26 protein-coding genes are annotated in these 25,224 nt (G+C 61.9%); 9 read left to right on the forward strand and 17 right to left on the reverse strand.

Features of this window, described 5'->3' with window-relative positions:
• Positions 1–83: 83 nt before the first annotated feature.
• Positions 84–1,085 (reverse strand): phosphoribosylformylglycinamidine cyclo-ligase, encoded by a 1,002-nt coding sequence (purM, locus tag EA473_RS06275; protein ID WP_124194814.1) that lies wholly within the window; start codon positions 1,083–1,085, stop codon positions 84–86.
• 107 nt (positions 1,086–1,192) lie between these two features.
• Here purM and EA473_RS06280 point away from each other — a divergent pair, with 107 nt between their 5' ends.
• Positions 1,193–1,711, forward strand: coding sequence for a DUF555 domain-containing protein (locus tag EA473_RS06280; RefSeq protein ID WP_124194815.1), 519 nt, complete (start codon positions 1,193–1,195; stop codon positions 1,709–1,711).
• A gap of 239 nt (positions 1,712–1,950) precedes the next feature.
• Here EA473_RS06280 and EA473_RS06285 read toward each other — a convergent pair whose 3' ends face one another.
• The 6 genes from EA473_RS06285 to mct form a co-directional block, all read right to left on the reverse strand.
• Entirely contained in the window at positions 1,951–2,187 is a 237-nt protein-coding gene (locus EA473_RS06285) for a UPF0058 family protein (protein WP_124194816.1), read from the reverse strand.
• A 271-nt stretch (positions 2,188–2,458) separates the two neighbouring features.
• Positions 2,459–2,638 carry a DUF7836 family putative zinc-binding protein gene (locus EA473_RS06290; RefSeq protein ID WP_124194817.1) on the reverse strand — a complete coding sequence of 60 codons (180 nt, stop codon included), beginning with the start codon at positions 2,636–2,638 and terminating at the stop codon, positions 2,459–2,461.
• 312 nt (positions 2,639–2,950) lie between these two features.
• On the reverse strand, positions 2,951–3,400 hold the full coding sequence (locus EA473_RS06295; RefSeq protein WP_124194818.1) for an ester cyclase: 450 nt from the start codon (positions 3,398–3,400) through the stop codon (positions 2,951–2,953).
• Between the two features lie 1,637 nt (positions 3,401–5,037).
• Positions 5,038–5,238, reverse strand: a complete 201-nt coding sequence (locus tag EA473_RS06305) for a DUF7534 family protein (RefSeq protein ID WP_124194819.1) — start codon at positions 5,236–5,238, stop codon at positions 5,038–5,040.
• Positions 5,235–5,372, reverse strand: a complete 138-nt coding sequence (locus EA473_RS22215) for a hypothetical protein (protein WP_165875218.1) — start codon at positions 5,370–5,372, stop codon at positions 5,235–5,237. Before EA473_RS22215 ends, EA473_RS06305 begins: the two co-directional genes overlap by 4 nt.
• Before the next feature lie 318 nt (positions 5,373–5,690).
• Entirely contained in the window at positions 5,691–6,863 is a 1,173-nt protein-coding gene (mct, locus tag EA473_RS06310) for a succinyl-CoA:mesaconate CoA-transferase (protein WP_124194820.1), read from the reverse strand.
• Positions 6,864–7,013: 150 nt separating this feature from the next.
• Between mct and glmS the strand changes: the two genes are divergently transcribed.
• The 5 genes from glmS to citE are packed head-to-tail and all read left to right on the forward strand — an operon-like array spanning position 7,014 to position 12,319.
• The gene (gene glmS, locus EA473_RS06315) at positions 7,014–7,454 is read left to right on the forward strand and encodes a methylaspartate mutase subunit S (protein ID WP_124194821.1); all 441 of its coding nucleotides are present in this window, start codon (positions 7,014–7,016) and stop codon (positions 7,452–7,454) included.
• Positions 7,455–8,894 (forward strand): methylaspartate mutase subunit E, encoded by a 1,440-nt coding sequence (locus EA473_RS06320; RefSeq protein ID WP_124194822.1) that lies wholly within the window; start codon positions 7,455–7,457, stop codon positions 8,892–8,894. It begins immediately after the preceding gene.
• Entirely contained in the window at positions 8,894–10,180 is a 1,287-nt protein-coding gene (locus EA473_RS06325; protein WP_124194823.1) for a methylaspartate ammonia-lyase, read from the forward strand. The genes EA473_RS06320 and EA473_RS06325 overlap by 1 nt, the downstream gene beginning before the upstream one ends.
• Complete coding sequence (gene mch / locus EA473_RS06330; protein ID WP_124194824.1) at positions 10,173–11,249, forward strand: 2-methylfumaryl-CoA hydratase; 1,077 nt, start codon at positions 10,173–10,175, stop codon at positions 11,247–11,249. The genes EA473_RS06325 and mch overlap by 8 nt, the downstream gene beginning before the upstream one ends.
• Positions 11,246–12,319 carry an L-malyl-CoA/beta-methylmalyl-CoA lyase gene (gene citE / locus EA473_RS06335; protein WP_124194825.1) on the forward strand — a complete coding sequence of 358 codons (1,074 nt, stop codon included), beginning with the start codon at positions 11,246–11,248 and terminating at the stop codon, positions 12,317–12,319. The genes mch and citE overlap by 4 nt, the downstream gene beginning before the upstream one ends.
• A gap of 19 nt (positions 12,320–12,338) precedes the next feature.
• Here the strand turns inward: citE and EA473_RS06340 are convergent, their stop codons facing one another.
• Positions 12,339–13,316, reverse strand: a complete 978-nt coding sequence (locus tag EA473_RS06340; RefSeq protein ID WP_124194826.1) for a transcription initiation factor IIB — start codon at positions 13,314–13,316, stop codon at positions 12,339–12,341.
• Between the two features lie 266 nt (positions 13,317–13,582).
• On the opposite strand from EA473_RS06340, the gene EA473_RS06345 reads away from it, so the two are divergent.
• A complete protein-coding gene (locus EA473_RS06345) occupies positions 13,583–14,308 on the forward strand; it encodes an MBL fold metallo-hydrolase (RefSeq protein ID WP_124194827.1) in 726 nt (241 codons plus the stop codon).
• Between the two features lie 166 nt (positions 14,309–14,474).
• Here the strand turns inward: EA473_RS06345 and EA473_RS06350 are convergent, their stop codons facing one another.
• From EA473_RS06350 to EA473_RS06360, 3 genes are all read right to left on the reverse strand, one after another.
• Positions 14,475–15,566, reverse strand: coding sequence for a DNA topoisomerase IV subunit A (locus EA473_RS06350; RefSeq protein WP_124194828.1), 1,092 nt, complete (start codon positions 15,564–15,566; stop codon positions 14,475–14,477).
• A complete protein-coding gene (locus EA473_RS06355) occupies positions 15,563–18,046 on the reverse strand; it encodes a DNA topoisomerase VI subunit B (RefSeq protein WP_124194829.1) in 2,484 nt (827 codons plus the stop codon). Before EA473_RS06355 ends, EA473_RS06350 begins: the two co-directional genes overlap by 4 nt.
• A 144-nt stretch (positions 18,047–18,190) precedes the next feature.
• Positions 18,191–18,469, reverse strand: a complete 279-nt coding sequence (locus EA473_RS06360) for an acylphosphatase (RefSeq protein WP_124194830.1) — start codon at positions 18,467–18,469, stop codon at positions 18,191–18,193.
• Positions 18,470–18,876: 407 nt separating this feature from the next.
• Here EA473_RS06360 and EA473_RS06365 point away from each other — a divergent pair, with 407 nt between their 5' ends.
• Together EA473_RS06365 and EA473_RS06370 are read left to right on the forward strand one after the other, a co-directional pair.
• On the forward strand, positions 18,877–19,125 hold the full coding sequence (locus tag EA473_RS06365) for a hypothetical protein (protein WP_124194831.1): 249 nt from the start codon (positions 18,877–18,879) through the stop codon (positions 19,123–19,125).
• 325 nt (positions 19,126–19,450) lie between these two features.
• On the forward strand, positions 19,451–20,776 hold the full coding sequence (locus EA473_RS06370) for a DUF7289 family protein (RefSeq protein ID WP_124194832.1): 1,326 nt from the start codon (positions 19,451–19,453) through the stop codon (positions 20,774–20,776).
• Here the strand turns inward: EA473_RS06370 and EA473_RS06375 are convergent.
• The 6 genes from EA473_RS06375 to EA473_RS06400 all read right to left on the reverse strand — a co-directional run bounded on the left by EA473_RS06375 (position 20,769) and on the right by EA473_RS06400 (position 25,215).
• Positions 20,769–21,521, reverse strand: coding sequence for a DUF7289 family protein (locus EA473_RS06375; protein WP_449289213.1), 753 nt, complete (start codon positions 21,519–21,521; stop codon positions 20,769–20,771). The genes EA473_RS06370 and EA473_RS06375 overlap by 8 nt on opposite strands.
• Entirely contained in the window at positions 21,514–21,960 is a 447-nt protein-coding gene (locus EA473_RS06380; protein ID WP_124194834.1) for a DUF7266 family protein, read from the reverse strand. Before EA473_RS06380 ends, EA473_RS06375 begins: the two co-directional genes overlap by 8 nt.
• Positions 21,953–22,873: a DUF7261 family protein gene (locus tag EA473_RS06385; RefSeq protein ID WP_124194835.1), complete on the reverse strand. Its 921-nt coding sequence runs from the start codon at positions 22,871–22,873 to the stop codon at positions 21,953–21,955. Before EA473_RS06385 ends, EA473_RS06380 begins: the two co-directional genes overlap by 8 nt.
• On the reverse strand, positions 22,861–23,469 hold the full coding sequence (locus tag EA473_RS06390; RefSeq protein WP_124194836.1) for a DUF7288 family protein: 609 nt from the start codon (positions 23,467–23,469) through the stop codon (positions 22,861–22,863). Before EA473_RS06390 ends, EA473_RS06385 begins: the two co-directional genes overlap by 13 nt.
• Positions 23,463–23,894 carry a DUF7287 family protein gene (locus EA473_RS06395; protein ID WP_124194837.1) on the reverse strand — a complete coding sequence of 144 codons (432 nt, stop codon included), beginning with the start codon at positions 23,892–23,894 and terminating at the stop codon, positions 23,463–23,465. Before EA473_RS06395 ends, EA473_RS06390 begins: the two co-directional genes overlap by 7 nt.
• A gap of 430 nt (positions 23,895–24,324) precedes the next feature.
• Positions 24,325–25,215: a DNA-3-methyladenine glycosylase family protein gene (locus tag EA473_RS06400; protein ID WP_124194838.1), complete on the reverse strand. Its 891-nt coding sequence runs from the start codon at positions 25,213–25,215 to the stop codon at positions 24,325–24,327.
• Positions 25,216–25,224 lie beyond the last annotated feature (9 nt).

Consider the following 25,224-nt stretch of genomic DNA (forward strand, 5'->3'; position numbering starts at 1 on the left):
GAGCACGGCGAGGGAGAGGCCGCTCGTGGGCCGCGGTTCGGGCTAGACGAATTCCGCGACGAGTATCGACACGACGAGAACGATCAGGACAGCGAGAGTCCGCGGATCTCGACGGAGTTGCCGTCCTCGACGCGGCCGATGACCTGTCCGTCGGTCTCGGCGGCGAGGTCGGCCGCCCGATCCTCGGGAAGTGCGACGACGAAGCCGGTTCCCACGTTGAACGTTCGGTGCATCTCCTCGTCGGTGACGTTGCCCTCCGCCTGGACGAACGCGAAGATCGGCTGGGCCGGCAGCGGGTCGTCCACGACGTACCGGCGTTCGCCCATCCGGAGCAGGTTCGTCCACCCGCCGCCCGTGACGTGGGCCGCCGCTCGGACGCCGTGGTCGCGCATCGGCTCGAGCAGGTCGGCGTAGATCCGGGTCGGCCGGAGGAGTTCCTCGCCGATCGTCCGGGCCTCGTCGTGCGGGAACGGATCGTCGTACTCGTGCTCGCGCGTGACGGCCTCGCGAGCGAGCGTGAGCCCGTTCGAGTGGATGCCGTTCGAGGGAAACCCGACGAGTGCGTCCCCGACCTCGGCTTCGCCCGGAAAGATCTCGTCTTTCCCGGCGAGTCCGACGCAGGTGCCCGCCAGATCGAACCCGGAGACGACCTCGGGCATCACGGCCGTCTCGCCGCCGAGCATCGTCAGATCCGCCTGCTCGAGTCCCACCGCGAGCCCTTCGCCGATCTGGTTCGTCAGCGCCTCGTCCGGTTCGTCGATCGCGAGGTAGTCGACGAACCCGACGGGTTCGACGCCCGCGGCGACGAGGTCGTTCGCGTTCATCGCGATGCAGTCGATGCCGATCGTCGAGAAGTCCTCGATCGCCTCGGCGACGAGCAGTTTCGTTCCGACGCCGTCGGTCGCGAGCGCGAGATACCGATCGCCGACGTCGAGCAGCCCCGCGTACTCCGTTCGGAGGTCGCTGCCGAACGCCTCGAGGAGCGCGGCGGTCGCGTCTTCGCTGGCCTCGATGTCGACGCCGCTGTCGGCGTAGGTGAGCCGGTCGGCCTCGTCTTCGGTCCCGTCGTCCGCTGAGTCGCTCATGTACGAACGACTGCGTGGGGCGAGCAAAAGGTCACCGGTCCGACGGAGACGAAAGCGAATCTAACTTGAGGCGAACCTTCATACTGGAGGCGACACATTGGTTACCCATGAACTGCAGGGTTGTCGTCGAGGCTGCCGTGCCGGTGTTCGACGTCGAGACGGAAGACGAGGCGATCCGGATCGCCATCTCGAAGACGGGCGAGATGTTGAACCCTGATTTGAACTACGTCGAGATCAACATGGGAGAGCGAACCTCTCCATCGGGCGAAGAGCTCCCGCCGGCGTTCATCGCGGCCGACGAGGCGCTGGTCGCACTCGAACTCGAGATGACGGTCTTCAACGTCGAACGGGAAGAACACGCCTCGCGTATCGCGCGCAAGGAGATCGGACAGCGCCTCGAAAACATTCCGCTCGAGGTCAACACGATCGAAGTGCTCGACCCGGAGGACATCGACGACGAATCCGAAGACGACGAGACGGCGGAGTCAGAAGACGACGAGATGGACGGGTCCGACGACGACGAGTCGGCGAACTCGGACGGCGACGCATCCGGAAACTCGTCCTCGGACGAGACGGACGACTCGTCCGACGAAATCCTCCCCGAATTCGAGGACCTCGTCGAGTAACACCTCGTTTTCAGTTTCGCTTACGCGGCGCGTCCGTCGGGCAAGCGCCGGCAGCGGGTGGTAGTCATGTCAGATAAGCACCGGTAATTGGGGCGTGGTGTCTCAGACAAGTACCGGTAATGGGTGGCAGTGTCGTCGGTAACTGCGATCGTTTCGAACGGGTTCGACCGATTCCATGGAGCTCGTTCACCGGTCTCGCCAGTTGGGAGTCAATCTACTCGAGGATACGACGCGAGGTTTCAGTCAGCAGTTGCGGCGACGACTTCCTGTTCTTCTTCGCGCATATTCATGGTGATTCCCCCTGCGAGCGCGAAGACGGCAGCTTTGTGGTCTGTTTTCGATTTGTGAATCGATGTCGGTCGAATACCGCGCGATTCGTACTCCTCGAGGTCGATCTGGCAGTTATCCCACTCCGAACACTGGTTCGATACCTCCGCAAGAAGGCCGTGCAGGTGAATGAGCTCCTGTTTCTTCATAACCATGCAGTCCTACCCACTGCAGGGTTATATTATTATCTTGAGTCTCGTTACCACACAACCCGTATCTGTCACGTATAACCATCCTGAATAGAGGACTGTTTGAAACCCGTGACTATCCGAATTAATCCGTCTACAGGATGTGGTTTCTTTCGTCGTCCGAACGCACAACCCGTGGTTTCTGGTGACGTGTTCGTGGGGGTTCTGTTACTCCCAGCCTGTGGCGGTTTCGTTCTCGAGGAAGGGATTCTGTTCTCGCGGTAGGGGCCGATTATCCGAGTTGCTTCAGCGTCTGGAGGTCCCGGTCGGTTCGCATGAACTCGGACGTTCGACGCGATGCGTGGCAGTTCGGACAATGAAACATTTCCGTCGACGTCGGAAGCTCGCCCGGAGCAGTCTGCCAATCTTTCGTACATTCAGGGCACAACAGTCGGACGGTCGTTTCGTCCATGTCACACCGTTACACACCCGGGGTGAAAAGCTTTGTTGGGCCTGTATGACACGAATACTCGAGAATCGCGTCGGCCGTGCGCTCGCACGTCTCCCGGTGGGATGTGAATCCGCTCGAGATTGGACCCGAACGATATCCGGGTGGACTAACGGCGTTCGACGTGGTTCTGACCGTTGTACGTCTGGACGACGCGTGGATCTCGGACGCGTCTTAGTGATACGTCACGGTCACAACGCTCACTGACCGCGTACGTACTGCCTCATGAAGTGACGAGTAGAGAGGAGTGCTGCGACCGAAGTATTCATCGTCTGCTCAGTATATGTCGTCAGGCACTGTGCCTATCTGCTGAGATAGGGTGAACAAATCGATATTGTCCCACTTTTCGATGATTTTTCCATCCTCCCAGATGATGAACCAGGGCCACTCGAAGTCCACTTTATTACCGGTCGCTTCGATGCCAAAGAACGAACCAGTGTGCGTGGCGGTACACCGATCACGGACTGCTGATTTTTCGCCCTGGTGGACAACGGAAACCCCGTCGGCAATGGGGACTTCGAAATCGTCGAAAGCTGCACGGAACTCACTCGCGAATTGCCGGTACTGTTCCCGGTTCAGTGGGCCCTCCACTTCCATGAACATCTCGGGACCATAAATTTGGAAATCAGGATGTATTACTTCATCCAAACGGTCCCATTTTTGGTCTATGTACGCTTCCGCATAAATTTCGAGTGTTTCGCTACGTTCACTATATTCGTCTGACATTCACTCACATCCTGGACCCTATTGTTTATAAATATTGTTGTGAATTACCCAGAACTGTTCAGATACGTACCGATCTATTACCTAGTACCCTCCCAAGCGTCGACTGCTGAGCGAAATCGGATCACACCGCGTGATTTCGCTCATCAGTTCAGGCTTGGGACGCCACTATAATAGCGGTGATCGGAACGAGCGACAGTTCCCGGTCGGGCCGGGAGCGGGTCGCGTTCGTGTCCTCGGAGTGCCTTCAGAAGGATACGTGCGCGTGTGTTGTCTTGGGCCCTCCGTTCACCGGTGGACGTGAACCATTCGAGCGTCTTGCGATCTTCGTCGCTGAGCTCAACAACGTACTTCTTCGCTCCCATTCGGTAAGAGACGTGCTCAGAGAAAATACGTTAGACGTTCACTGTTAAAGCTACACTTAGATATCCCTACGCGTCGCGCTGTTGGCCTGGCGGTGTTCGTGAAATGTGTGATTTAGTAAACAAGAACGGCGACAATTCACCACTGGAGACGACTGATACGGATTACTGTCCCTGTGTACCGACGCACCCGCCGCCCGGGTCGCGGGTGCGCCGGCAAGAACTACAGTAAACCGTATGAGAGATCGGGTCACGACTCGAGTATCCGCTACTAGACCCCGCCACCCCATTTCACAACATACGAACTTTGTAATACCAATCAAAAATATTCCTTTCATATTCTACAGAGCGCCTCCCCCAGCATCGAAAACAGAATATTCCCCATACTGGGGGACGGTTCGTTCGATATAAACGAACTCCACAAAGTAACCAATCGTTATTATTTAATATGCCCGACAAGTATATGGCGGTGGACTTCTATTGGGTAACTGGCGGGGTTGGGCGTACAGTCGTTGCCACAACGCAGGATACGTCCGGACGTGACATCCAGATTCCCCGCCAACTTTCCGGCGATCCGATCACTTCGATGGGGGGTGGGGGCCTCCCCGATATTTGACGCACGACGAGCGACGGCACTTTCTCCGCCCCACCGCTTCCTCCGCCCCACCGCCTCGAGTCTCACCACCTCGAGTCCCACCAGAGGGTATCCGAAACCGCCTCCGGGCCTCGAGTCAGCGACCTATTTCCCGGAAGTAACCAGTAGTTATAAATAACTCCACGGCGACAATTAACCTGGAAGCCATGCTCCCAGGGGGCACGAAATGCCCCGGGTGCTGTAACACCCGAGACGTGGCTTCCAAGCGGCAACTCGGAGCCATGTTTGCATACCTACTCGCGGGATATAAACGTCTCGCACGGCAGACGAACCGTTCGCCACGGCCAGCGGCGGCTGTGGACCGACGACAGCGCGATCGAACCCGGCGTTCGCCACGGCGGATGCGCCGCGAACACCGGCGGAGACACTACCGCGAACACGGCCACCTCCGGCAGGCAACGCCGTGACCTCGCGATGATCGGCCACCGGGGTCCGATCGGACACACCGCGATCTCCCGTTTCGCCGCGTAGCCTCGAGACGCTGCGCTCGAGTCGCGGCGGCCAGCCGGCGGCCCGACCGACTCGCCGCGTCCACCGACTGATCGAACCCACCCAGGTCGGCCGGGGCGTCGGCCCGCAAACGGGACTCGAGTCGGTGGTTTTTGAATCGCATTCAGACCATCTCAGAGTCGATCTTGCAGCCGCTCGAGGCCTCCTTTGTAGGCGAGCAGGTACGCGAGTACTGCGGCCGCGAGGACTGCGGGAACGAGCCACACCACGAGCGTCAGCGGATCCGGTGGGGTGATCATCGAGACGACGACCAGGGCGAAGCCTGCGAGGATCAGAAACGCGCCGACGAACTGTCCTGCGGGGGAGGAACTCATACGTTGGCGGCCGTCTCCTCAGGCGTGCTCTGCTCGCGTCTCCACTCGCCCCGATCCTGTACCCGCTCGAGATAGTAGCCGGAGAAGGGATTCGAATTCGCGTACGGACGATCCGACAGCGTCGCCTGACTCATGATACACCACACCTCGAATTGTCAGGATAAGAAACCTCTGGTCGTCGGGAATGATCGGGACACCAAGACGAAATCGACGCGACCCGCGTGATACGGATTGCTGTACCGATGTCCTGGCGCACCCGCCGCCCGGGTCGCGGGTGCGTCGGTAATGACTGACAGTAAACCGTATGAGTGCCACCCCTCCCGACCATTGCGGTCCGCAGACGGCGTTCTCGAGGACGAGTGTGGTCCCCAGCGGGCGAACTGCCGTCGGTCATCGCGGTGCAACCGCGATCCGTCCCCGGACCGACCGCCACGCTGGGCCAGCAATCGGTCTCAGTCGTCGGCCGCCGTCTCCGCCCGCTCGCCCAGCAGTTCCTCGCGGTGTTCGTCGAGCAGGGGTGCGCGACCGGTCGGCTCGGGCGGCGTCTCGGTCATCTTGATCGGATTGCCCGCGATCTCGACGTCCGCGTCGGCTCCCGGCTGTTCGACGGAGACGAGCATCTCTCGAGCGTGGACGTGGGGGTCCGCGAAGATGTCCGCGGTGGTCTGGACCGGCGCGGCGGGGACTCGCCCCTCGAGGGTCTCGACGAGGTCGTCGGTCGTCCGGTCGCCGGCCCACGCCGCAATCTCGGCCAGAAGCGGTTCGCGGTCCTCGAGTCGATCCGCGGGGGTGGGGTAGGCCTCGGCGAGGTCCGGACGCGCCATCGCATCACAGAGCGCATTCCAGTGGTTGGTCCCGAAGGCGGCGATCACGGCGTAGCCGTCCGCGGTCTCGAAGGCGTCGTACGGAAACAGCGTCGGGTGGGCGTTGCCGCGGCGCGTCGGGGCTTGGCCGGTGTAGGAGTGCTGGTAGATCGCGCGTTCGGTCAGGCTGATCATCGCGTCGTACATGCCGGTGTCGACGTACTTCCCCTTGCCGGTCCGCTCGCGGTGGTTGAGCGCCGCGAGGATCCCGATGCAGTTCAGCGTCGCGGTAAAGAGATCGCCGATGCCGGGGCCGACTTTTGTCGGCGGGCCGTCGGCCGGTCCGGTGATCTCCATCACGCCGCCGAGCGCCTGCGCGACGAGGTCGAACGACGGCTGGCCCTGCCGGTCGGTCTCGCCCGTCCGGGGGTCGCCGAAACCGCGGATCGAGGAGTAGATCAGCGACGGATTGTGCGCCGCGAGCGTCTCGTACCCGAGGTCGTACTTCTCCATCGTCCCCGCGCGGTAGTTCTCGACGACGACGTCCGCCTCCTCGACCAGCGAGAGGAAGTCCTCGCGGTCGCTCTCCTCGCCGAAGTCGAGTTCGACGCTCCGTTTTCCGCGGTTGATGCTCTGGAAGTACCCCCCGTAGGCTTCCTCGTCGGCGTCCGCGACGAACGGGGGGTTCGACCGGATGAGGTCGCCCCCAGGCCGCTCGACCTTGACGACGTCCGCGCCCATGTCCGCGAGCAACATCGTACAGTACGGACCGGCGAGCACCTGAGTCAGGTCCAACACGCGCAGGTTCGATAGCGCACCCATGGCCCGAGGAACCGGACGCGGCTACAAAACCTTTACCAATAATCATTATGTTTGTGGCTGTATGTCAGGGGGTGCCCCTAAACACGATTAAAGAATATTATCATGGAAAATCATTAACTTTATACCCCGCTTCCACATGGATCGGGATGCATGTCGAACACGGTCGTTCTCGGCGTGATCGGCTCCGACGCGCACGTCGTCGGAATCACGATCCTCGAGCAGGCGTTCAGCACAGCAGGCTTCGACGTCGTCAACCTCGGCGTCCAGACCTCGAGAGAGGAGTTCGCCGAGGCCGCAGTCACGCACGAGGCCGACGCCGTACTGGTCTCGTCGCTGTACGGCCACGCCGAACAGGACTGTCGGGGCTTTCACGAGGTGCTGGCGGAGGCCGACGTGGACGCGGTCACCTACATCGGCGGCAACCTCGCCGTCGGCCAGGACGACTTCGAGCGCACTCGAGAGACGTTCCGGGCGCTGGGATTCGATCGCGTCTTCGACTCCGAGACCGATCCCGAAGAGGCGATCGCCGCGCTCCGACGGGACCTCGAGATCACGCCGACGGAAGCCGATCGGCTCACCGTCAGTTCGTAGATGAGACGAGACGAACGCATTCCGTCCGACGAGCTTCGGCGTATCGACGAGGAGATCCGGGAGAGCTGGCCGACGGGATCGGCCGTCGACTTCGAGGACGCCGTCGCTTACCACGACTCGCTCCCGGCTCACAAGCGCTTCGCGGACGTCCTCGAGTCGGCCGACGAACCGCTCTTGCAGCCGCGAGCGGGCGTCCCCCGACTCGACGACCAGATCGAACTCCTCGCGGCCCTCCACGAGGACGGGGAGGCCGATCTGTTGCCGACGACGATCGACTCCTACACCCGCGATAACGCCTACGAGAAGGCACAGGAGGGACTCGAGACGGCCCGGGAAACCGGCGACGACGCGCTCAACGGCTTTCCCGCCGTCAACCACGGGGTCGAGGGCTGTCGGGAACTGATCGACGCGGTCGACGCCCCGGTGGAAGTGCGCCACGGCACGCCGGACGCCCGACTGCTCGCGGCGATCACGTTCGCGGGGGGCTTCCAGAGCTTCGAGGGCGGGCCGATATCCTACAACATCCCCTACACGAACTGCCACGGCCTCGCGGAGACGATCGAGAACTGGCAGTTCGTCGACCGACTCGCGGGCGCGTACACCGAACGCGGCGTCCGGATCAACCGCGAGCCGTTCGGTCCGCTGACCGGCACCCTCGTCCCGCCGTCGATCGCCATCACGATCATGCTGATCGAGGGGCTGCTCGCGGCGACCCAGGGCGTGCGTTCGATCACGCTCGGCTACGGCCAGGTCGGCAACGTCGTCCAGGACGTCGCCGCCCTGCGGGCGCTGCGGGAACTCGGCGAGGAGTACCTCCCCGACGCGGTCGTCGTCACGACCGTCTTTCACGAGTGGATGGGCGGCTTTCCGCCGGACGAAGCCCGTGCGAACGGCGTCATCGGCCTCGGCGGACTGACCGCGGCGATCGCTCGCCCGGATAAGGTCATCACCAAATCACCACAGGAGTTCCAGGGCGTGCCCACCACGGAAGCCAACGCCGCCGGACTCCGCACGACGAGACAGGTCATCGATATGGCAATCGAACAGGAGATCGACATCGACGGAATCGACGAGGAACAGGACCTGATCGAGCGCGAAACGCACAGCCTGATAGAGGCCGTATTCGATCGTGGCGACGGCGACCTCGTCCGAGGAACCCTCGAGGCCTTCGACTCGGGCGCACTCGACGTCCCGTTCGCACCGAGCGACAGCGCGAAGGGGGCCGTCCTCCCGGCTCGAGACGACGACGGCCGCGTCCGGATCCTCGAGTGGGGCGACCTCGCGGTCGACGACGAGATCAGGGCGATCCACCGGGCACGACTGGCAAAACGCGCCGACACGGAAGGGCGCGACCAGTCGTTCCGGATGGTCGCCGACGACGTGGACGCGATCAGCGAGGGCAAACTCATCGGCCGACCGGACACGCGGGGTGACGTCTGATGGAGATTACGGACGTTCACACGACGCCCGGCTACGCCGGCTTCTTCGCCGACGACCAGCGGGCCATCAAACGCGGCGCGGAGTCCGATGGGTTCGCCTACGAGGGCGATCCCGTCACCGCTGGCTTCGACGAGATTCGCCAGGCGGGCGAGGCGCTCGTCGTCGACCTCGAACTCGAGGACGGCTCCGTCGTGAGAGGCGATTGCGCCGCGGTCCAGTACTCGGGTGCCGCCGGCCGCGATCCGCTCTTTCGGGCGAACGAGGCCGCGCCCGTCGTGGCCGGCCCCGTCGCCGACGAACTCCGCGGGCGGGACGCGGCGGCGTTCCTCGAGAACGCCGAGGCCGTCGAAGACCTGCGACCCGACGGCGATCGGCTCCACACGGCGATCCGGTACGGCGTCTCGCAGGCGCTACTCGCCGCGGCCGCTCGAGCACGGCGGACGACCCGGACGGACGTGCTTGCCGACGCGCTCGGAACCGACCCCGCGACGGACACGGTCCCCGTCTTCGGCCAGTCGGGAGACGACCGCTACGCGAACGCCGAGAAGATGATGCTCAAGGGCGTCCCGGTGCTTCCCCACGGGCTGATCAACAGCGCCGAGAAGCTCGGACCGGACGGCGACGGCTTGCTCGAGTACGTCGCGTGGCTTGCGAGGCGCGCCAGGGAACTCGGACCCGGTGGCTACGAGCCACGATTTCACGTCGACGTCTACGGCACCATCGGCGACCGGTTCGGCCCGCCGTACGACCGGTCGGCGGTGATCGACTACTGCTACGCCCTCGAGGAGGCGGCCGTTCCGTTCGGACTCCAGATCGAGGGACCGATGGACGCCGGCGGTCGTGCCGAACAGATCGACGCGATGGGCGAACTCCGAGACGGGCTTCGAGATGCTGGCGTCGACGTCGATATCGTCGCCGACGAGTGGTGTAACACCGCGGCGGACGTCCGGGCGTTCGTCGACGCGGAGGCGGCCGATCTCGTGCAGGTCAAGACGCCCGACCTCGGCGGCATCCACCGGAGCGGACGGGCAGTCCGGTACTGTAAGGGAACCGAGACGCAAGCGTATCTCGGCGGTACCTGCAACGAGACCGAAACGTCCGCTCGCGCCTGCGCTCACCTCGCGCTCGCGACCGACGCCGCCCAGGTGCTCGCGAAACCCGGGATGGGCTTCGACGAGGGCTACATGATCGTCGAAAACGAGATGCGGCGGACGGTCGCCCGGAGAGCGCGTCGCCAGCGACCGACCGACGTTGACGACACCCAGGAGATGACTGCGGATGACTGAGTGGACCGACCCGGACGCGTTCGCCCGAGCGCTCGAGCGAGCCGACACGAAATCGAAGGGCAACTGTTTCGAGGATTTCACGGAGGGGGACCGCCTCGAGCACGATCCCGGTCTCAGGCTCGCCCGCTGGGCGAACGATGCCTGGATGGGCCAGACGCTCAACCACGACCCTGCGTACTGGCGGAGGGACGCCGCCGATGATCGGGGATTCGACGAGCCGCCGATCCACCCCGACTACCTCCTCGCCGCGACCCTCGGAGCCACCGTCGAGGACCTGAGCGAGAGAGGCGGCTACTTCCTCGGACGAACGGACGTCCGATTTCCCGACGGCCCCGTCCCCCCGGGGACCGAACTCCGCGTCGAGAGCGACGTCGTCACGACGGCGGCCTCGAGTTCCCGGCCGGAGTACGGCATCGTCACCTGGCGAACCCGCGGAAGGGACGCCCGGACGGACGACGTGGTGTGTTCGTACGAACGGACCAACATGATTCCCCGCCGCGAACCGATCGCGACCGACGGCGGGGCCACGGCCGACGACGACGCGACCGACGAACCCGACCTCCCGTCGACGTTTCTCACCCCCGACGGCGGCTTCTTCGAGGACTTCGTCGACGCCCTCGAGCGGGCCGACGACCGCGACGCCGCCGTCGCCTACCGCCACGAACGCGGTCGCACGCAGGACTCGGTCACCGTCGCCGCGCTCCCGCTCGCGACGCTCAACACGGCGAAACAACACCACAACGCCGAGGCGATGGCGGATGCCCCCTCCGGCGATGTCGTCGCCTACGGGGACGTCACTCGCTCGACGGCTCTCGCCCACGCTCGCTCGGACGAGCGGACGTGGCGGGAGGTCGGATTCGACGACGAATCGTTTCACGATTTCGTCACCCCGGGCGACACAGTCTACGCGTTCACGCGGGTACTCGAGGCGGACGACGACGCCTCCGACGACCGGGCGGGAACCGTTCGCTTCGAACACGTCGCGTTCACCCAGCGCGAGAAGCCGGTCTACTCGGGTATTAGAACCGCCGAAATACGAAAACGCCAGCCGACCGACGATAATCGATGACCACCACGACCGACATCCGACTCTGTCGAACGTTCCAGACCGCACCGGCCGCCGTTCCGACCGCGAATACGGCGAAGTACCTCGTCTCCGGCCTCGACGCCGACGGCTTCGAAGCCCCGGACTGGCTCGTCCCGGACCTCGAAGACGGGACCGCGCCTGACATGAAAGCCGAGGGACTCGAAAACGTCCTCGAGCGGGTTCCGAAACATGAGTTCCCCGGCGAAATCTGGCCCCGCGTCGAGTGGAGCTACGTCGACGAGACCGCCCGCGAACGAGGCCGACACCAGATCGACCGACTCGTCTCGGAACTCGGCGACGAGATCGACGGCGTCGTCGTCCCCAAAGTCGGCCGGCTCGAGGACGTCGAACGGGCGGCTGCGGTCGTCGCGGAGGCCGAAGGGACCCACGGCTACGACGACGGGGCGATCGGCCTCTCGGTCATCGTGGAGTCCGCCCGCGCCCGGTCGGACCTCCGCGAGATCGCGAGATTCGGCGAGAACTCGCGGCTCGCGGCGCTCGTGTTCGGCCCCGTCGACTACACCGCTGAACTCGGCGGCCGCGATATGGGCGACGGCCGACCGCGCTGGGACGGCCTGCTCGAGGCGCTCTCGAACGAGGCGAGCGCCGCCGGACTGCTCGCGATCGGCGGGCCGTTCGACGACCTGTTTACGGAACGTGCCGGAGTGACCTCCTACAACGCAACGGAGTACGCCGATCAGGTCGAACGCGAGACACGACTCGGGCTCGACGGCTCCTGGTCGCTCCACCCAAAACAAACGATACAGGCCAACACGATCCACATGCCGACGCCGACGGAACTCGAGCGCGACGTCGAGCGGATCGAGCGGTTCGCCGAGGCCAGACGCGAGGGGACCGGCGCGGTGGCTATCGACGGACAGATGGTCGACGAAGCGACGGCCAAAGGGTTTCGGAACACAGTCCGGACGGTTCGAACGATTCACCGAACCCGTCCCGATCAGACCGACGCGCACTACGACGAGCGCCTGTTGAACCGGGCGCTCGACCTCGAGTTACGGTCGGACGGTCGCGCCGGCGAGAAAACGGTCTAAAAGTCTAAAAACGAGTCGATCACGCCGGTGCGGCCGTCTCGGACGCCTCGAGCAGCTCCTTGTAGCGGTTGCGGATGGTAACCTCGGAGATGCTGGCGACCTCGCTGACCTCGTTCTGGGTGACCTTCTCGTTGGTCAGCAGTGCCGCAGCGTAGACGCCGGCCGCGGCGAGGCCGACCGGCGACTTGCCGCTGTGGACGCCCTCCTTGCGGGCCGAGTCGAGCAGTTCGCGGGCCATCCGTTCGGTCTCGTCCGAAAGGTCGAGGTCGCTGACGAACCGCGGGACGTAGCTTTCGGGGTCGGCCGGCTGGACCTCGAGGCCGAGTTCCCGGATGACGTACCGGTAGGTTCGGGTCAGTTCCATCTTGTCGACGCGGCTGACGGCCGAGATCTCGTCGAGGCTGCGCGGGGTGCCGGCCTGACGAGCGGACGCGTACAGCGAGGACGTCGCGACGCCTTCGATCGACCGGCCCGGCAGCAGGTCCTCCTCGAGGGCGCGCCGATAGATGACGCTGGCGGTCTCGCGGACGTTCTCGGGGAGGCCGAGCGCGCTGGCCATGCGGTCGATCTCGCCCAGTGCCTGTTTCAGGTTGCGCTCTTTGGAGTCGCGGGTGCGGAATCGCTCGTTCCAGGTGCGAAGCCGTTGCATCTTCTGGCGCTGGCGACTCGAGAGGGACTTGCCGTAGGCGTCTTTGTCCTGCCAGCCGATGTTGGTCGACAGCCCCTGGTCGTGCATCATGTTCGTCGTCGGGGCACCGACGCGGCTCTTCTCGTCCTTTTCGGCGGCGTCGAACGCGCGCCACTCGGGACCGCGGTCGATCTCGCCCTCTTCGACGACGAGTCCACACTCGCTGCAGACGGTCTCGGCGTGTTCGGCGTCGCTGATCAGTCGGCCGCCACACTCCGGGCACTGTTCTTGCTCCGCCGATCGTTCGGTGGTTTCTTCGCTCTCCTCCTCTCGTTCGTTCGAGTACGTTCGAATGCTTGTATCGGTCATGGTGAATCGGGTGAGTTACTCGGGGCTCCCGGGTGGGGTAACCAGAAGAAACCCGGTCGCCTCGGCTAACATAGAGTAAGGCCGTAAACCATATAAGTGTTACGCCTGCTTTATAAGCAACTCGCCTATGCAGATATATAACTTCCGGTACACACTTAATAATCGTGTAGGTTAGCGCGACGCGGCGACCACCACCGATCGGGTTCCGAATCCGAGCGGCGAGACGAGTCGAACCCTTTTCGTCGCTCTCGATCCAATCGGCGGGTATGACGGTTCGCTTCGGCGCGATCACGCTCGACTGGCTCGGATTCGCGGCGACTCGCCTCGAGGGGCAGACCGGCGCGGTCATCTACGTCGATCCGGGTCCGGAGAAGTACGGCGTTCTCGAGGGGTACGACGCCAGAGACGGTGATCTGATCCTCGTCTCGCACGGCCACCACTACGATCCCGACTCGATCCGCCGAGTTGCACACGAGGACGCCATCGTCGCCGTCCACGAGTCGATCGACGTCACCGAACTCGACCGCATCGACGAACGCCCGGAGGATCTTCCGTTCGTCGTCGAACGGGTTCGTGCCGACGAGTCGTTCGTTCTGGGCCCGCTCGATCTGTTCACAACACCGGCGTACAACGATCCGGCGGGTCCACACACCGACGAACGCGGAGCACCGCACCACCCGGAAGGTGAGGGATGCGGGTTCGGGGTCACCGTCGACGGCGTCTGTGCGTTCTGGCCGGGTGCCACCGACGCGCTTTCGCTTCACGAGGAACTCGACGTCGACGTCTTCGTACCGCCGATCGGTGGGACCGACACCATGGACCGACGCGAGGCTGCAGAACTGGCAGCGGCGATGGCTCCCGACCTCGTCCTGCCGGTCGGCTACGATACGCTCGAGGGGGGCGAAACGGACGCCGACGCGTTCGTCGTCGACGTCGCCAACCGCAGTGTTCCGGTCGTCCTCGATCGTCCCTCGACACCTCCTCCTCGGTGAGCCGTTCGGACCATCTCCCCGAACCCCACCTCGATGATCGTTAGATCACGCCCATCTCGGTGAGCCGTTCGGACCATCTCCCCGAACCGCACCTCGATGGCCGCTAGATCACGCCCATCTCGGTGAGCCGTTCGGACCATCTCCCCGAACCGCGCCTCGATGGCCGCTAGATCACGCCCATCTCGGTGAGCCGTTCGGGGAGATACGTATCCGTCACGAAATCCAACCCGTGAGACGCGAGCGACTGCTGTTCGGACTTCTTCTCGATCTCGAGTTGCAACTCGATCTGTTCTTCCCAGTAGTCGGTCTGGAAGCGCGGATCCTCGAGTTCGCTCTCGAGGGCGTTGATATCGGAATCCGAGAGCGGGTCGGTCGGAAGATCGTACTCGACGATGTCGGCCGGCTGGATACCGACGTACTTCGCCTCGGGCGTCGCGAGGTACTCGGAGAGGTGGGCGGACTTGATCGAGCCGTAGGCGACGGAGCCGTAAATTCGGTACGACCACGGGTCACCGTCGGCGAAGACCGTCACGGGAAGGTCGAGTTCGTCGTGGAGCCGCTTCGTGATCCGTCGAGTCGCCCGGGCGGGCTGGCCCTTGAGGTGGACGATCAACGCGTTGTACTCCTCGTCGAAGCCGTTCTCGACGAGTCGATCCCGCATACCACCGGTCTCCACTGCGAGGATGAAGTCGGCGTCGGTGTCCAGAAACTCGATGGTGTCCGGGTTGTTCGGGATCTGGTACCCGCCTTCGCCGACGTCTTCCTGACAGTGGATCTCACGTTCCCCGCGTCGAGTCTGCTCGCGAAGGTGGAGCGGCCCCATGATCGTCGCACCGGACTCCTCCGGTCGCATGTGAAAGTCCTCTCGAGTGACGCCGGAGACGATCTCCAGGTCCTCGATCAGGCCGTTCGACTCGTCCTGGTCGTTGAACTGGGCCTCCTCGTTGTCCCAGCTTTCTGATAGGTAGTACAGTTCACGCAGGGTCGACGATCGATCCTGCTCGAGTTGATCGGCGAGAAACTCGATCGTGTAGACGGCCTTCAGCAGCTTTCGAGCCCCGCGGACGGAGTTCGCCGAGCGAGTCGACTCGCGGTCGCCGTACACCCAGACGTCGCTGTCCTCGTCGTACTCGATGTTGTTTTTCGTCCGCGTCGGCACGGACATGTGGGGAATCTCGCCGAGTTCGAACTGGTCGTAAAACTGCGCGGCGAGGTCGATCAACTGCTCTCGTGCCTGCTGGTCGTTTTGCGTGCTCATTGCGTAGCCTCCGTGAGGGTCAGTTTCTCCGATTCGACGCCTTTGACGTCGAGGTCGAACGCCGCCTCCGCCGATACCTCGTACTCGAGGGCGGCTTCGTCACCGCTTGGGACCTCCGTCTCCCACTTGACGAACCACTCGCCGTCCATCTCGACGACGGTCGCGCCGTCGGAGAGGTTTCGCGGTTCGGCCGAGACGATGTCGGTGACTTCGAGCGATTCGTTCGTACTCGAGTTGTTCTCGACGACGACCGACACCGCCTGCCCGTCGCCGTTTTCCTCGATCTGGCGCTCGACGAGGACGTTGTTCATGATCCGCGCGATCGCGTCGTCGATCTCCGGTTCCTCGCGGCCGGTGACCTCGGCGACCTTCGTGGCCATCTCGGGGAGGATCTTGCCGAGGACGTTCTGTTTCTTCCGGCGCTGTTGCATCGAGCGGCGCTTGTTGAGGTAGCTTTTGAGTTCGCGTGCGGCCTCGCGGATCGCCAGTTCGATCTCGTCTTCGATCTCGGGGACGTTCGCGACGGCGTCTTTCGACTCGCTCGTAAAGGGAACGTTCGTCGACGCGACGTGGACCATGATCACCGCCGGTCCGTTCGGCACCCCCGAGCCGCCGGGCTGATCGAGGCCGTAGTTACGCCACCCGATCGACCTGACGACGTCCGTCGTCGCACACGCCCCGCGCTGGTAGACGAGCGGGACGCGGTTCGCAAACCGCAACACGTCGACGCCGCCCTCCGCCTCGAGATCGCCGCCGTAGGCGATGCCGGCCTCGACGATGAACGGATCGCCGCCGTGGACCTCCGCGTCCCGCGTCGAGGACGCGTAGAAGTCGGCGTCGAACTCCTTCTCGAGACCCGCCTCGATGAGATCGGCGGAGATGGGCGAGAGACACCGCGTCGGCGGTGCCATGATGTCCGTCTCGCGCATCCCGTCGACGAGATCGCTGCTGGCGTCCCGGTCGCTCTCGAGTTCTCGCACGAGCGGCGGATCGTCGGGAACGGTTGCCATCACGCCCCAGACCGCGTCGACGACGTTCTCCCTGGCGGTGTCGCCGAACGCGACGTCGTCGTACTCTTCGGTCAGTTCGGCGGCCCGGTCCACGTGATCGGAAAGCGCCCGGTGGGTGAGCCGGTGGCGGACGTCCTCGCTTCCTTCGTCTTCGAACCTGGCGGCCAGCCGTTCGGCGAAGGCGTGGACGACCTCGTCGTCCTTTCGCGTACTCGTCGCCTCGTCGACCAGGTCGTAGAGGTCGGAGACGAGTCTCGACTCGTCGGTCTCCCCGCTCGCTTCGTCGTCGCCGACCGCTGGCTCTCCGTCCTCGCCGGCCGCACCGATCAGTTCGAGCCAGACGGCTTCGACAGCGTTCTCCCGGACCGTCTCGCCGAACGTCGTTCCGTGGTCGGCTTCGGTGGCCTCGGCGGCCGCCTCCACGTCGGCGCGTAGTTCGTGGTGGGCGATCCGATCGCGTTCGTCGACCGACTCGGCGATGGCACCGGCGAAGGCGGCGGTCGCGTCGGCACCTTTGTTGGCCGTGGCCTCGGTGACGACGGACTCGAGGTCGATGCCCTCGTGCGTTGCCGGGGATCGCCAGCGCATCTCGCGGCCGTAGTGGCGGTCCCGGAAGGCGTCGATGACCGAGTCGGCGGTCTTCTTCCCGACTCGAGTGAACTCCTCCTGTAAGAACCCGGAGATCGAGTGCGAGTCCGTCGCGGTGAGCATCTTCATCACGGTACCGAGTTCGACGCCGTGGGGATGGGGGCGGATCTCTTCTGTCTCCTCCGGCAACTGATCCGTCGCCCGTTCGAACTTGAACGCCGCCTTCGGCTCGCGCAACTCGAGGCGGGCGTGTGGGTTGACGACTGCCGTGTGCTTGATGTAGTCGTGGAGTTGCTGGCGAGCCCGCATGTTCGCCTCCATCTCGAGTTCGATTCGGGTGCCGTGCGGGCGATCCCACGTGGTCGTCTCCTCGACGCTGATCTCGGGTTCGTTGTCGTCGGTGTCGACGATCAGTTCGAAGTACTGCGCCTCGCTTTCCCCCTGGGTCCGGCTGGTGATCTTCGCCGGTTTGCCGCTCGTAAGCTGGGAGTAGAGGACGGCGGCCGAAATTCCGATCCCCTGTTGTCCGCGGTTTTGCTCGCGCACGTGAAACCGCGACCCGTACAGCAGTTTACCGAACACCTTGGGAAGCGATTCCTTCGTCAGTCCCGGTCCGTTGTCCTCGACGATCAACCGGTAGTAGTCGCCGTCTTCCTGTATCTCGACGTAGATGTCGGGTAGAATTCCGGCTTCCTCCGCGGCGTCTAATGCGTTGTCGACGGCCTCTTTGACGGCCGTGACGAGGCCTCGAGCGCCGCTGTCGAAGCCGAGCATGTGCTTGTTCTTCTCGAAGAACTCGGCGATCGAGATCGCCTGCTGGTTCTCGGCCAGCTCCTCGGCGATCCCCGGCTCGTCACCGAGTGTCGACTGGAACGACGTCATTGTCACCCCATACTAACGGCGGGGCTAAAAGGTGTGCGTTACCGGAGTGAAAGTGAAGGGGTGGAGGAGACGTCCGGATCGGTTCGATCCGGGGCCCTCGAGAGTGCACGTCCCACCGGCGGTCGACGGTCGACCGGGGAGAGATCAGTATCGGACGTCGAATCCGTCCACGCCCAGCACCTCTCCGTACTCGACCTCGACGTCCTCGACGGCGGCGTTGGGACTGCCCTCGTGACACCACTCGACCATCGACTCGACAGCCTCCTCCGATCCCTCGAAAACCGCCTCGACGCGACCGTCCTCGAGGTTTTTCACCCAGCCGTCGACGCCCCGTTCTCTCGCGGTATCGCGGGTCGTCGCGCGGTAGAACACGCCCTGGACGGTTCCTGAAACGAACACGTGGGCTCGGATTCGATCCGTCATATCCGGCGGATCGACCGCGACCGTCAAAAATCCCCTGCGTTGGCCGCCTCGACTCGGCCGGGGTCGACCAGCGATCCGCCCAGATCCGACGCCCGAACCCGCCTGCGTCTGACGTCTGGCGTACGAGTGGCTGACGAGCGGCGTGCGACAGTTACACACGCGACGTACCCCCCAGGGGTTGGGCCCTACCGGAACCAGTTCTCGTAACAACTGATACGGATTGCTGTACCGATGTACCGCCACACCCGTCGCCCGGGTCGCGACTGGGCCGGAACTGACGGACAGTAAACCGTACGAAACGATTTACACACCGATCGCCGATCCGTCCCGCGATCGGGTGTGCAGCGACGTTCAGTGGCTACGATAGGCCGACAGGACGAGGATGCTCGAGCACGTAGACTCCCGTCATGGGTGTGCTCGACCGCCTCGAGGAGGAGTACCTCGCCGTCTCGGGTCACCGCCGGACGATCCGGGAACTGCTCGAACTCGTCGTCGGCTCGGTCCTGTTCGTGCTCGTCTCGAGCGGGCTCACGTACTATCTACTGGGTCGGGCCACCGCGATCGGAGTCGCCGTACTCCTGGGAATCGTTTTCGGCGTCACGATCGTCTCGCAGGCGTACTGGGCGATTGCGGGTCGGGACGACTACGATACATAACGGACCTCAGCCTCATCGAACCCGTCGAACGTGATGGGTGCCTTTGATAGCGTAGCCCCTGCACGTCACTGCACATTTGGTCGCTCGACGACGAGAAAAACGCGTCGTCGTCGTGGAGTCGGTAGAGGACCGCGATATCGGCGACCGAACGCTCTCGGTTCCGAAAATGTCGGGTGTGGTAAAAGTGTAGGAACCCGAAAATTCCCACCAACCAGTTAAAGACTTGACCACTCTCCGGCGAATTCATCGAATAAGATGACAATATTCCTTCCAGTACATTCCAATTACCGATACTATTTTACGCTTGTGACCTGATCCTCGAGTAATGGCCACTGGCGGGATTTCCGAAGAAGAGCGAAACTATACCGGTCCGGACGACCGGTCACAGTCGGAAATCATCGGATTCGTTCTCATCCTTGGTTTTACAATGATTGCTGCAACTGCGATGCTTTTCGTCGGTCTCAACGTGGTCGATGGACACGAACAAACCGTCGAAATCGGCGCGGCGGAGAATGAACTCGCACTGTTTGGCTCGAAGGTTTCGGAAGTAGCACTGGGTGATTCCTCGGTACAGTCCGTTTCCACGGAAAGCAAGGGAGGGAGCTACGAAGTAACGGAGTCCACGGGAACGATGGAAATCAAACACATCAATAGAACAGGTGCCGGGACCGAAGAGACGATCCACGAATTCGAAATGGGCGAAGTCACCTACGAAGACGGGGGGACGAAAATCGCGTATCAGGGCGGTGGAGTCTGGAGACACGAGGACGGGCACACGACGATGGTTTCACCACCGGAATTCCACTACCGGTACGGGACGTTGACGCTTCCGGTAGTGAATGTAACGCGTGATAACCACGTCTCCGGACAAGTACGTTCTATTACTGCCCGCCAGACCGGCGAAACGAACCGGATATATCCCAACTCGTCACGAACGTACGAAAACGACGATACGAAGTACGAAAACCCGATCGAGAACGGAACAGTCGAAATAACGGTAGAGAGCGAATATTATCAGGGATGGAAAGCGTACTTCGAAGAACGAACCGGCGGGAACGTTTCCTACGATGACGAGGCTGGGACTGCTACCGTCGAACTCCTCACGCTTGGAGATCACGGACACACCGAGATCGAGGACGGGGAACCGATCATAATTCGCGCGGCGGAAGAAGAAGAGCCGATGAACGATTTCAATCTCACGCTGTACAGTGACGACCCATCAGGGCTCAACAATCTCGACTGGGCACTCGAGATAGACGGGAGAGAAGCCGTTCATCTGCATGCACAGGGGAGTGGTGATGTCGATGTTACGATAACCGATCCCGACGACGAGGACTGGGAGTGGGAAGCGATCGACGTTTTCGAAGTCGAAGATACCGGAGACAGTCATACGCTGCACGCGAACCTTTCGACTCTCGATGGCGACAAAAATGCAACGCACGTCGAGAGCGGAGAAGAAAAAGAGCTCGGCATTGTGTTCGACGAACTCATCGAAAGACAGAGACCGAACGTCGATTTGACGGTCGAAGATAAAGATGGGGCCCAACGGGTCAACCACGACGAGTCGTCTCTGTACATCGACTACGAGGGTGTTGGGTTCGTAACGTATCTGCAGATCACCGAGAACGAAGTGAAAGTGAGGCTCAACTGAACTCGCCACTGAGTCTCGTCACCGGAACGTAGATCTCATCAGTTTCGAGGTCGCACGTGAGCGTTGTGCTGTCCTCGTTCAGTTCGGACGTACAATCCTGATCAGCGTCTATCTCGTCGAACGAGTCCAGATACCGCTCCCATTCGTCGGCGCGAGCGGGTTTGGTGACGATCTCGATTTCGACGTCGAGATCTCCGCTCGAGTGCTGGTACAACCGCGGCGTTCGTTGCTCGGTCCGTAAATGGACGGTCTCCGACCCGCCGATAGAGAGGCGGGTATCAGAACCCCTCATCTCGGTCTGTGGGAGCATCGTTCGGTTCTCGTCGATTCGAAAATGGGGCTCTCTAATCATCCGGCTCTCGCGTTCGGTTTCTCGAAACAGCGCGCCGTTCGAGTGAACTACCTGCGATCCCTGCTCCGTCTCGTAGATGATCGGATCGTTTACGACCACGATTTCGTCGTTACTACTTTGGACGGATATGTTGAACTCCTCGCGAGTACCGAAAGACAGGGACGCATCTGTGACTCTGATTTCCGTAGCCCGGCCCTCTACCCGGTCGTACGCGTGGTCGTCGATATTGTTCGCGAGAATTTCGAACGCGACTTCGGCGTTGTTGATCTGCTCTCCGTCTTGATAATCGGTCAACGCTCCGGTCCCCATGACGGTAACCATGCTAATACTCACGATCATCAATCCGAGAATGAGTGTATAACCCAGCACATCGCTGACTGCTCTATTACTCACGTGTGATCACCAGCCGGTCGTCCCCTGTATCGTAGCTGATCTCGAGTGTCCCTCCGGTAAGGCGAGTTTCGTCGACAGGTGTGGTCGTGTTGATGGTTTTCTCTTTCGTAACGTCTGCGTCACTGCTCTCGAGACGGATAATCGTATCCGATCCGTCGGTTTCAGTGGTGATCGTATACTGGCCACCGCTGACGAACTGTGGGGAGTCAGAAACCACACGGATCGTCTCCGCTTCGCCCTCGGTTTGGGTGAGTCGATCGGCCGTCGAAATATCGGCTGCGATACGTTCCCCGATGACGTCCAGTTCTGCATCGACAGTTTGTTCGTGTTGACCTTCCAGAAGGGCCGATCCAGCCATCGAAAGGCCACCGACCAGTATGACTGCGACTCCCAGGAGGAGGACGTAATTCACCATATACGACAGCGCGCGATCAGTCATAGGGTTCCTCAGGTGCGATCCAGGTCGTCGATTTGTAATCGATTCGGTGATTTTCGTACTCGAGAGTGACGTTAGATGAGTAAATCCCTGGGTGCGTCTCGAAATCGTTCGACCCCGCTAAACTGGTATCGTCGACGATAAAGCGGTATCCCCCCTCGATTTCGCTCCCGTTTTCGTAGGAGATACTGTCGTACGGCGCTTCCAGGTCGCCACCAAAGATCACAGCCTCACAGAACTCCCCGTCGACGGTTGCAGTGGCGAAGTCGATAGCTTCTGGGTTCGTCGTTTCACAGTCTTCGATTTCGACACCGTTCTGTTGGGCCTGAACGCCACTATCGTACACAGCCATTTCCCACACGTCGGTGCCGTCCGAGACGACGAGTCGAAACGCGTCGTCTGGATCGCTTTCCGCGATAGTATCGATTTCCATCTCGAAGCTCCGAACGCGGACGTCGTTCTGAGCGAGCTCCCAATCGCCATCCCCATCGTCGTTTTCGAAGCTGCCTCCACTTTGTTCAATCTGAGTTCCCGTCTCGATGGTATCGACTGAAACTGTGCTATAGTCCCCATCTCGAAGCCCGTGTTGTCTCGCCTGCCCATCCCACTCGTCGATCACTGCCTCGAACTCGTCCGTAAGGTCACTATGGGGGTCACTCGGATCGGCGTCTCGATTGAGACGACGTATCGTTTCCTCGCTGGCGTCGTGTAGCGATGTTTCGAATTCGATGACGTCACCACCACCGACACTTGCACCTCTGGAGCCAAGGTTCTCGGCGTAGATGACGCTGTTCAACAGGACAGCTAACAGCACGAACGTGACTGCGAGTAACAATCCGGCGACGAGGAGTAACTGCCCGCGCCTGGAGGAATCTGGCTTTCGCTGGCTCTCTGTGAGTATCGTTACATCCGCCATATGATCAACTCGATTTCGACGACGTTGTACAGTTTTCCATCACTCTCGTTTGGTACGTCGAACTCGTCTTCTTTCTCGACCAGTTTCGTCCCGGAGTTTCGAATCTCTCCGCCGTCGTACTCGGTGAACTCGTCGTTTTCATAGAGGGTAAGCGTCTGTGTCGAAACGACCGAGTGATCGCTTGGTTTCCCTTGTTTGATGAGTTCAAAACTGTACACCTCCCCGTCGTCGATGTAGTTGACGTTTAAATTAAACGCAATCCCGCGGTCGGTCAGCGCCCGCTCTAATTCGGTTGCCAACTGCAATTCTTCGGGGAAATTGTGGTTGTACACCCCATCCGCGTTCGTACCGGGGTAGGCGTTCTCGGTATAATCCCAATACAAGACTGCGGATTTCAGTGATCCGTTCTCGGCAGTCGCTTTGAGCAGATCGTCGCCAACGGCTTGTTGCTGATTCTGAATGTGCTGGCTCGAGGTGCTTTCGGTCATCGGAGTCACAGCGGACGCCTGGAGTGCAAAGAGGAGACTCAGCACGAGGAAAATTGCAGCTAAAATCCCCTCCAGAGTATGGATCTGTCCTCGGTCTCCGGTTACCATACGCGCACCTCCAACCAGTGTGTTTCACCGTCGATCGACACTATCCGGTGAGTGACCGTGACCTGGCCCCTCTCTTCGGGGTAGGCTTCTCCTGCCGAGTATACGAGGTCTGTCGACTGCGTCTCCTTGACGGAGATATTGATCCTGTCCAGGTCGGACTGCCCAATCGCGGTAGCAATCTCGTCGTCAGGCTGTTCGAAGAATTCGGTATCGAGCTCGGCAGACGATGGGGAGACGACGGCTTTCGAACCGGATAAGTCGTCGGCAATTCGATCAGCGGTGATCGGGTTGGCCGCTTGCCCTGTACTGAACGGACTAATCAATCCAGGTGCCATCGCGAAAACGAACATCACTGCCATGATGAGAATTGAAAATCCCAGGACGAAATCGAGTTGCGTCTGGCCCCTGTCGTTTTGTTCACCCATCATGTTCACCAGCAATTACCGTCGTCTTCCCCATACATTATTTTCCGAGTATAAATCGTTTTCACATAAATGTCAGAAGATTCTACACTTTTGGCCGCATTTCTTACACTTTTCTAATCAGAAGGGAGTAAACATATGGTGTTTTTTGTAGATCACCAATCGAGTTCGTCTACCGCAGTGGCGATCCAAACCTGAACGGATGGCTAAATCCTCGTGTGCGGGTCGGTTTGCCCCATCATGCGGATTACTGTGACGATTTTCCGGCGCAACCGCCGCCCGGGTCGCGGTTGCGCCGGAAATGACTTACAGTAAACCGTATCAGTCGACGTCCGGAACGGGAGTGATGTAATCGGGTTCGAAATCGGGGAGATGTCGTACGAAGAACCGAACCGGCACTTGGGAGACCTCTGATAGTAGTCGCTGTCCGTTGCTATCGGCCTTTTCCGCCCGTCCGAAGGAAATGAAAGATGTACGTTTGGGCGTAGCCCGCGTGCTCCTCGCCCAGCCGCTCCCTGATCGCCCGCGAGGTGGCGGCGTACGATCCGCAGTCGCAATCGGGGTAGTACTCCTCGATCGCGGATTTGATCCACGTATCGAGGGGAACCGCCTCGTCGAATCCCAGCGAGAACAACAACACGCAGTCGGCGACTTTCTCGCCGACGCCGACGAACTGCATCAAGTGCTCTCGAGCCGCCTCGTACTCGAGGTCCCGGGCCGCCTCGGGGTGTGCCTCGCCGTCGGCGACCATCCGTGCCGTCCGGACGACGTAAGGAGCGCGATAGCCGAGGCCGAGTTCTCGCAACTCGGCTTCCGTCGCCGTCGCGAGCTGGTCCGGCGTCGGAAACGCGTGGTAGGTTCGACCGTCGAACGCGATCTCGTCGCCGTACTCGCGGGCGAGCGTCGAGACCATCCCGTGAATCCGATCGACGCGCATCTGGGCCGAACAGATGAAGGCGATCAGCGTTCCGAACGGCGGGTCGTCGACCAGCCGCAGGCCTCGGTGTGTCTCGTACGCCTCACCGAGCAGCGGATCGTTCGGTGCGGCCGCGACGATCGCCTCGAGGTCGTCCTCGAGCCGAAGGAGTCGCCGAACCGTCGCCTCCGCGTCGACGCTCGACTCCCACTCGAGAATCCCGTCCCGAGAGCGGACCCTGATCACTTCGCCGTCGACGACGGTGACGTACCACGCAGCCGGCGCTCGGTCGCCGCCGTACATCTCGCCGTCCTCGCGCCGCCAGAGGTAGCTCTGGCCGCTCTCGAGGGTTAGATACAGGTCGAACCCGCCCGACAGATCACCGACAGGGATCGTCCCCGACTCCATTGGTGGGCC

Source organism: Natrarchaeobius chitinivorans (genome assembly GCF_003841505.1).
GTDB classification, from domain to species: domain Archaea; phylum Halobacteriota; class Halobacteria; order Halobacteriales; family Natrialbaceae; genus Natrarchaeobius; species Natrarchaeobius chitinivorans.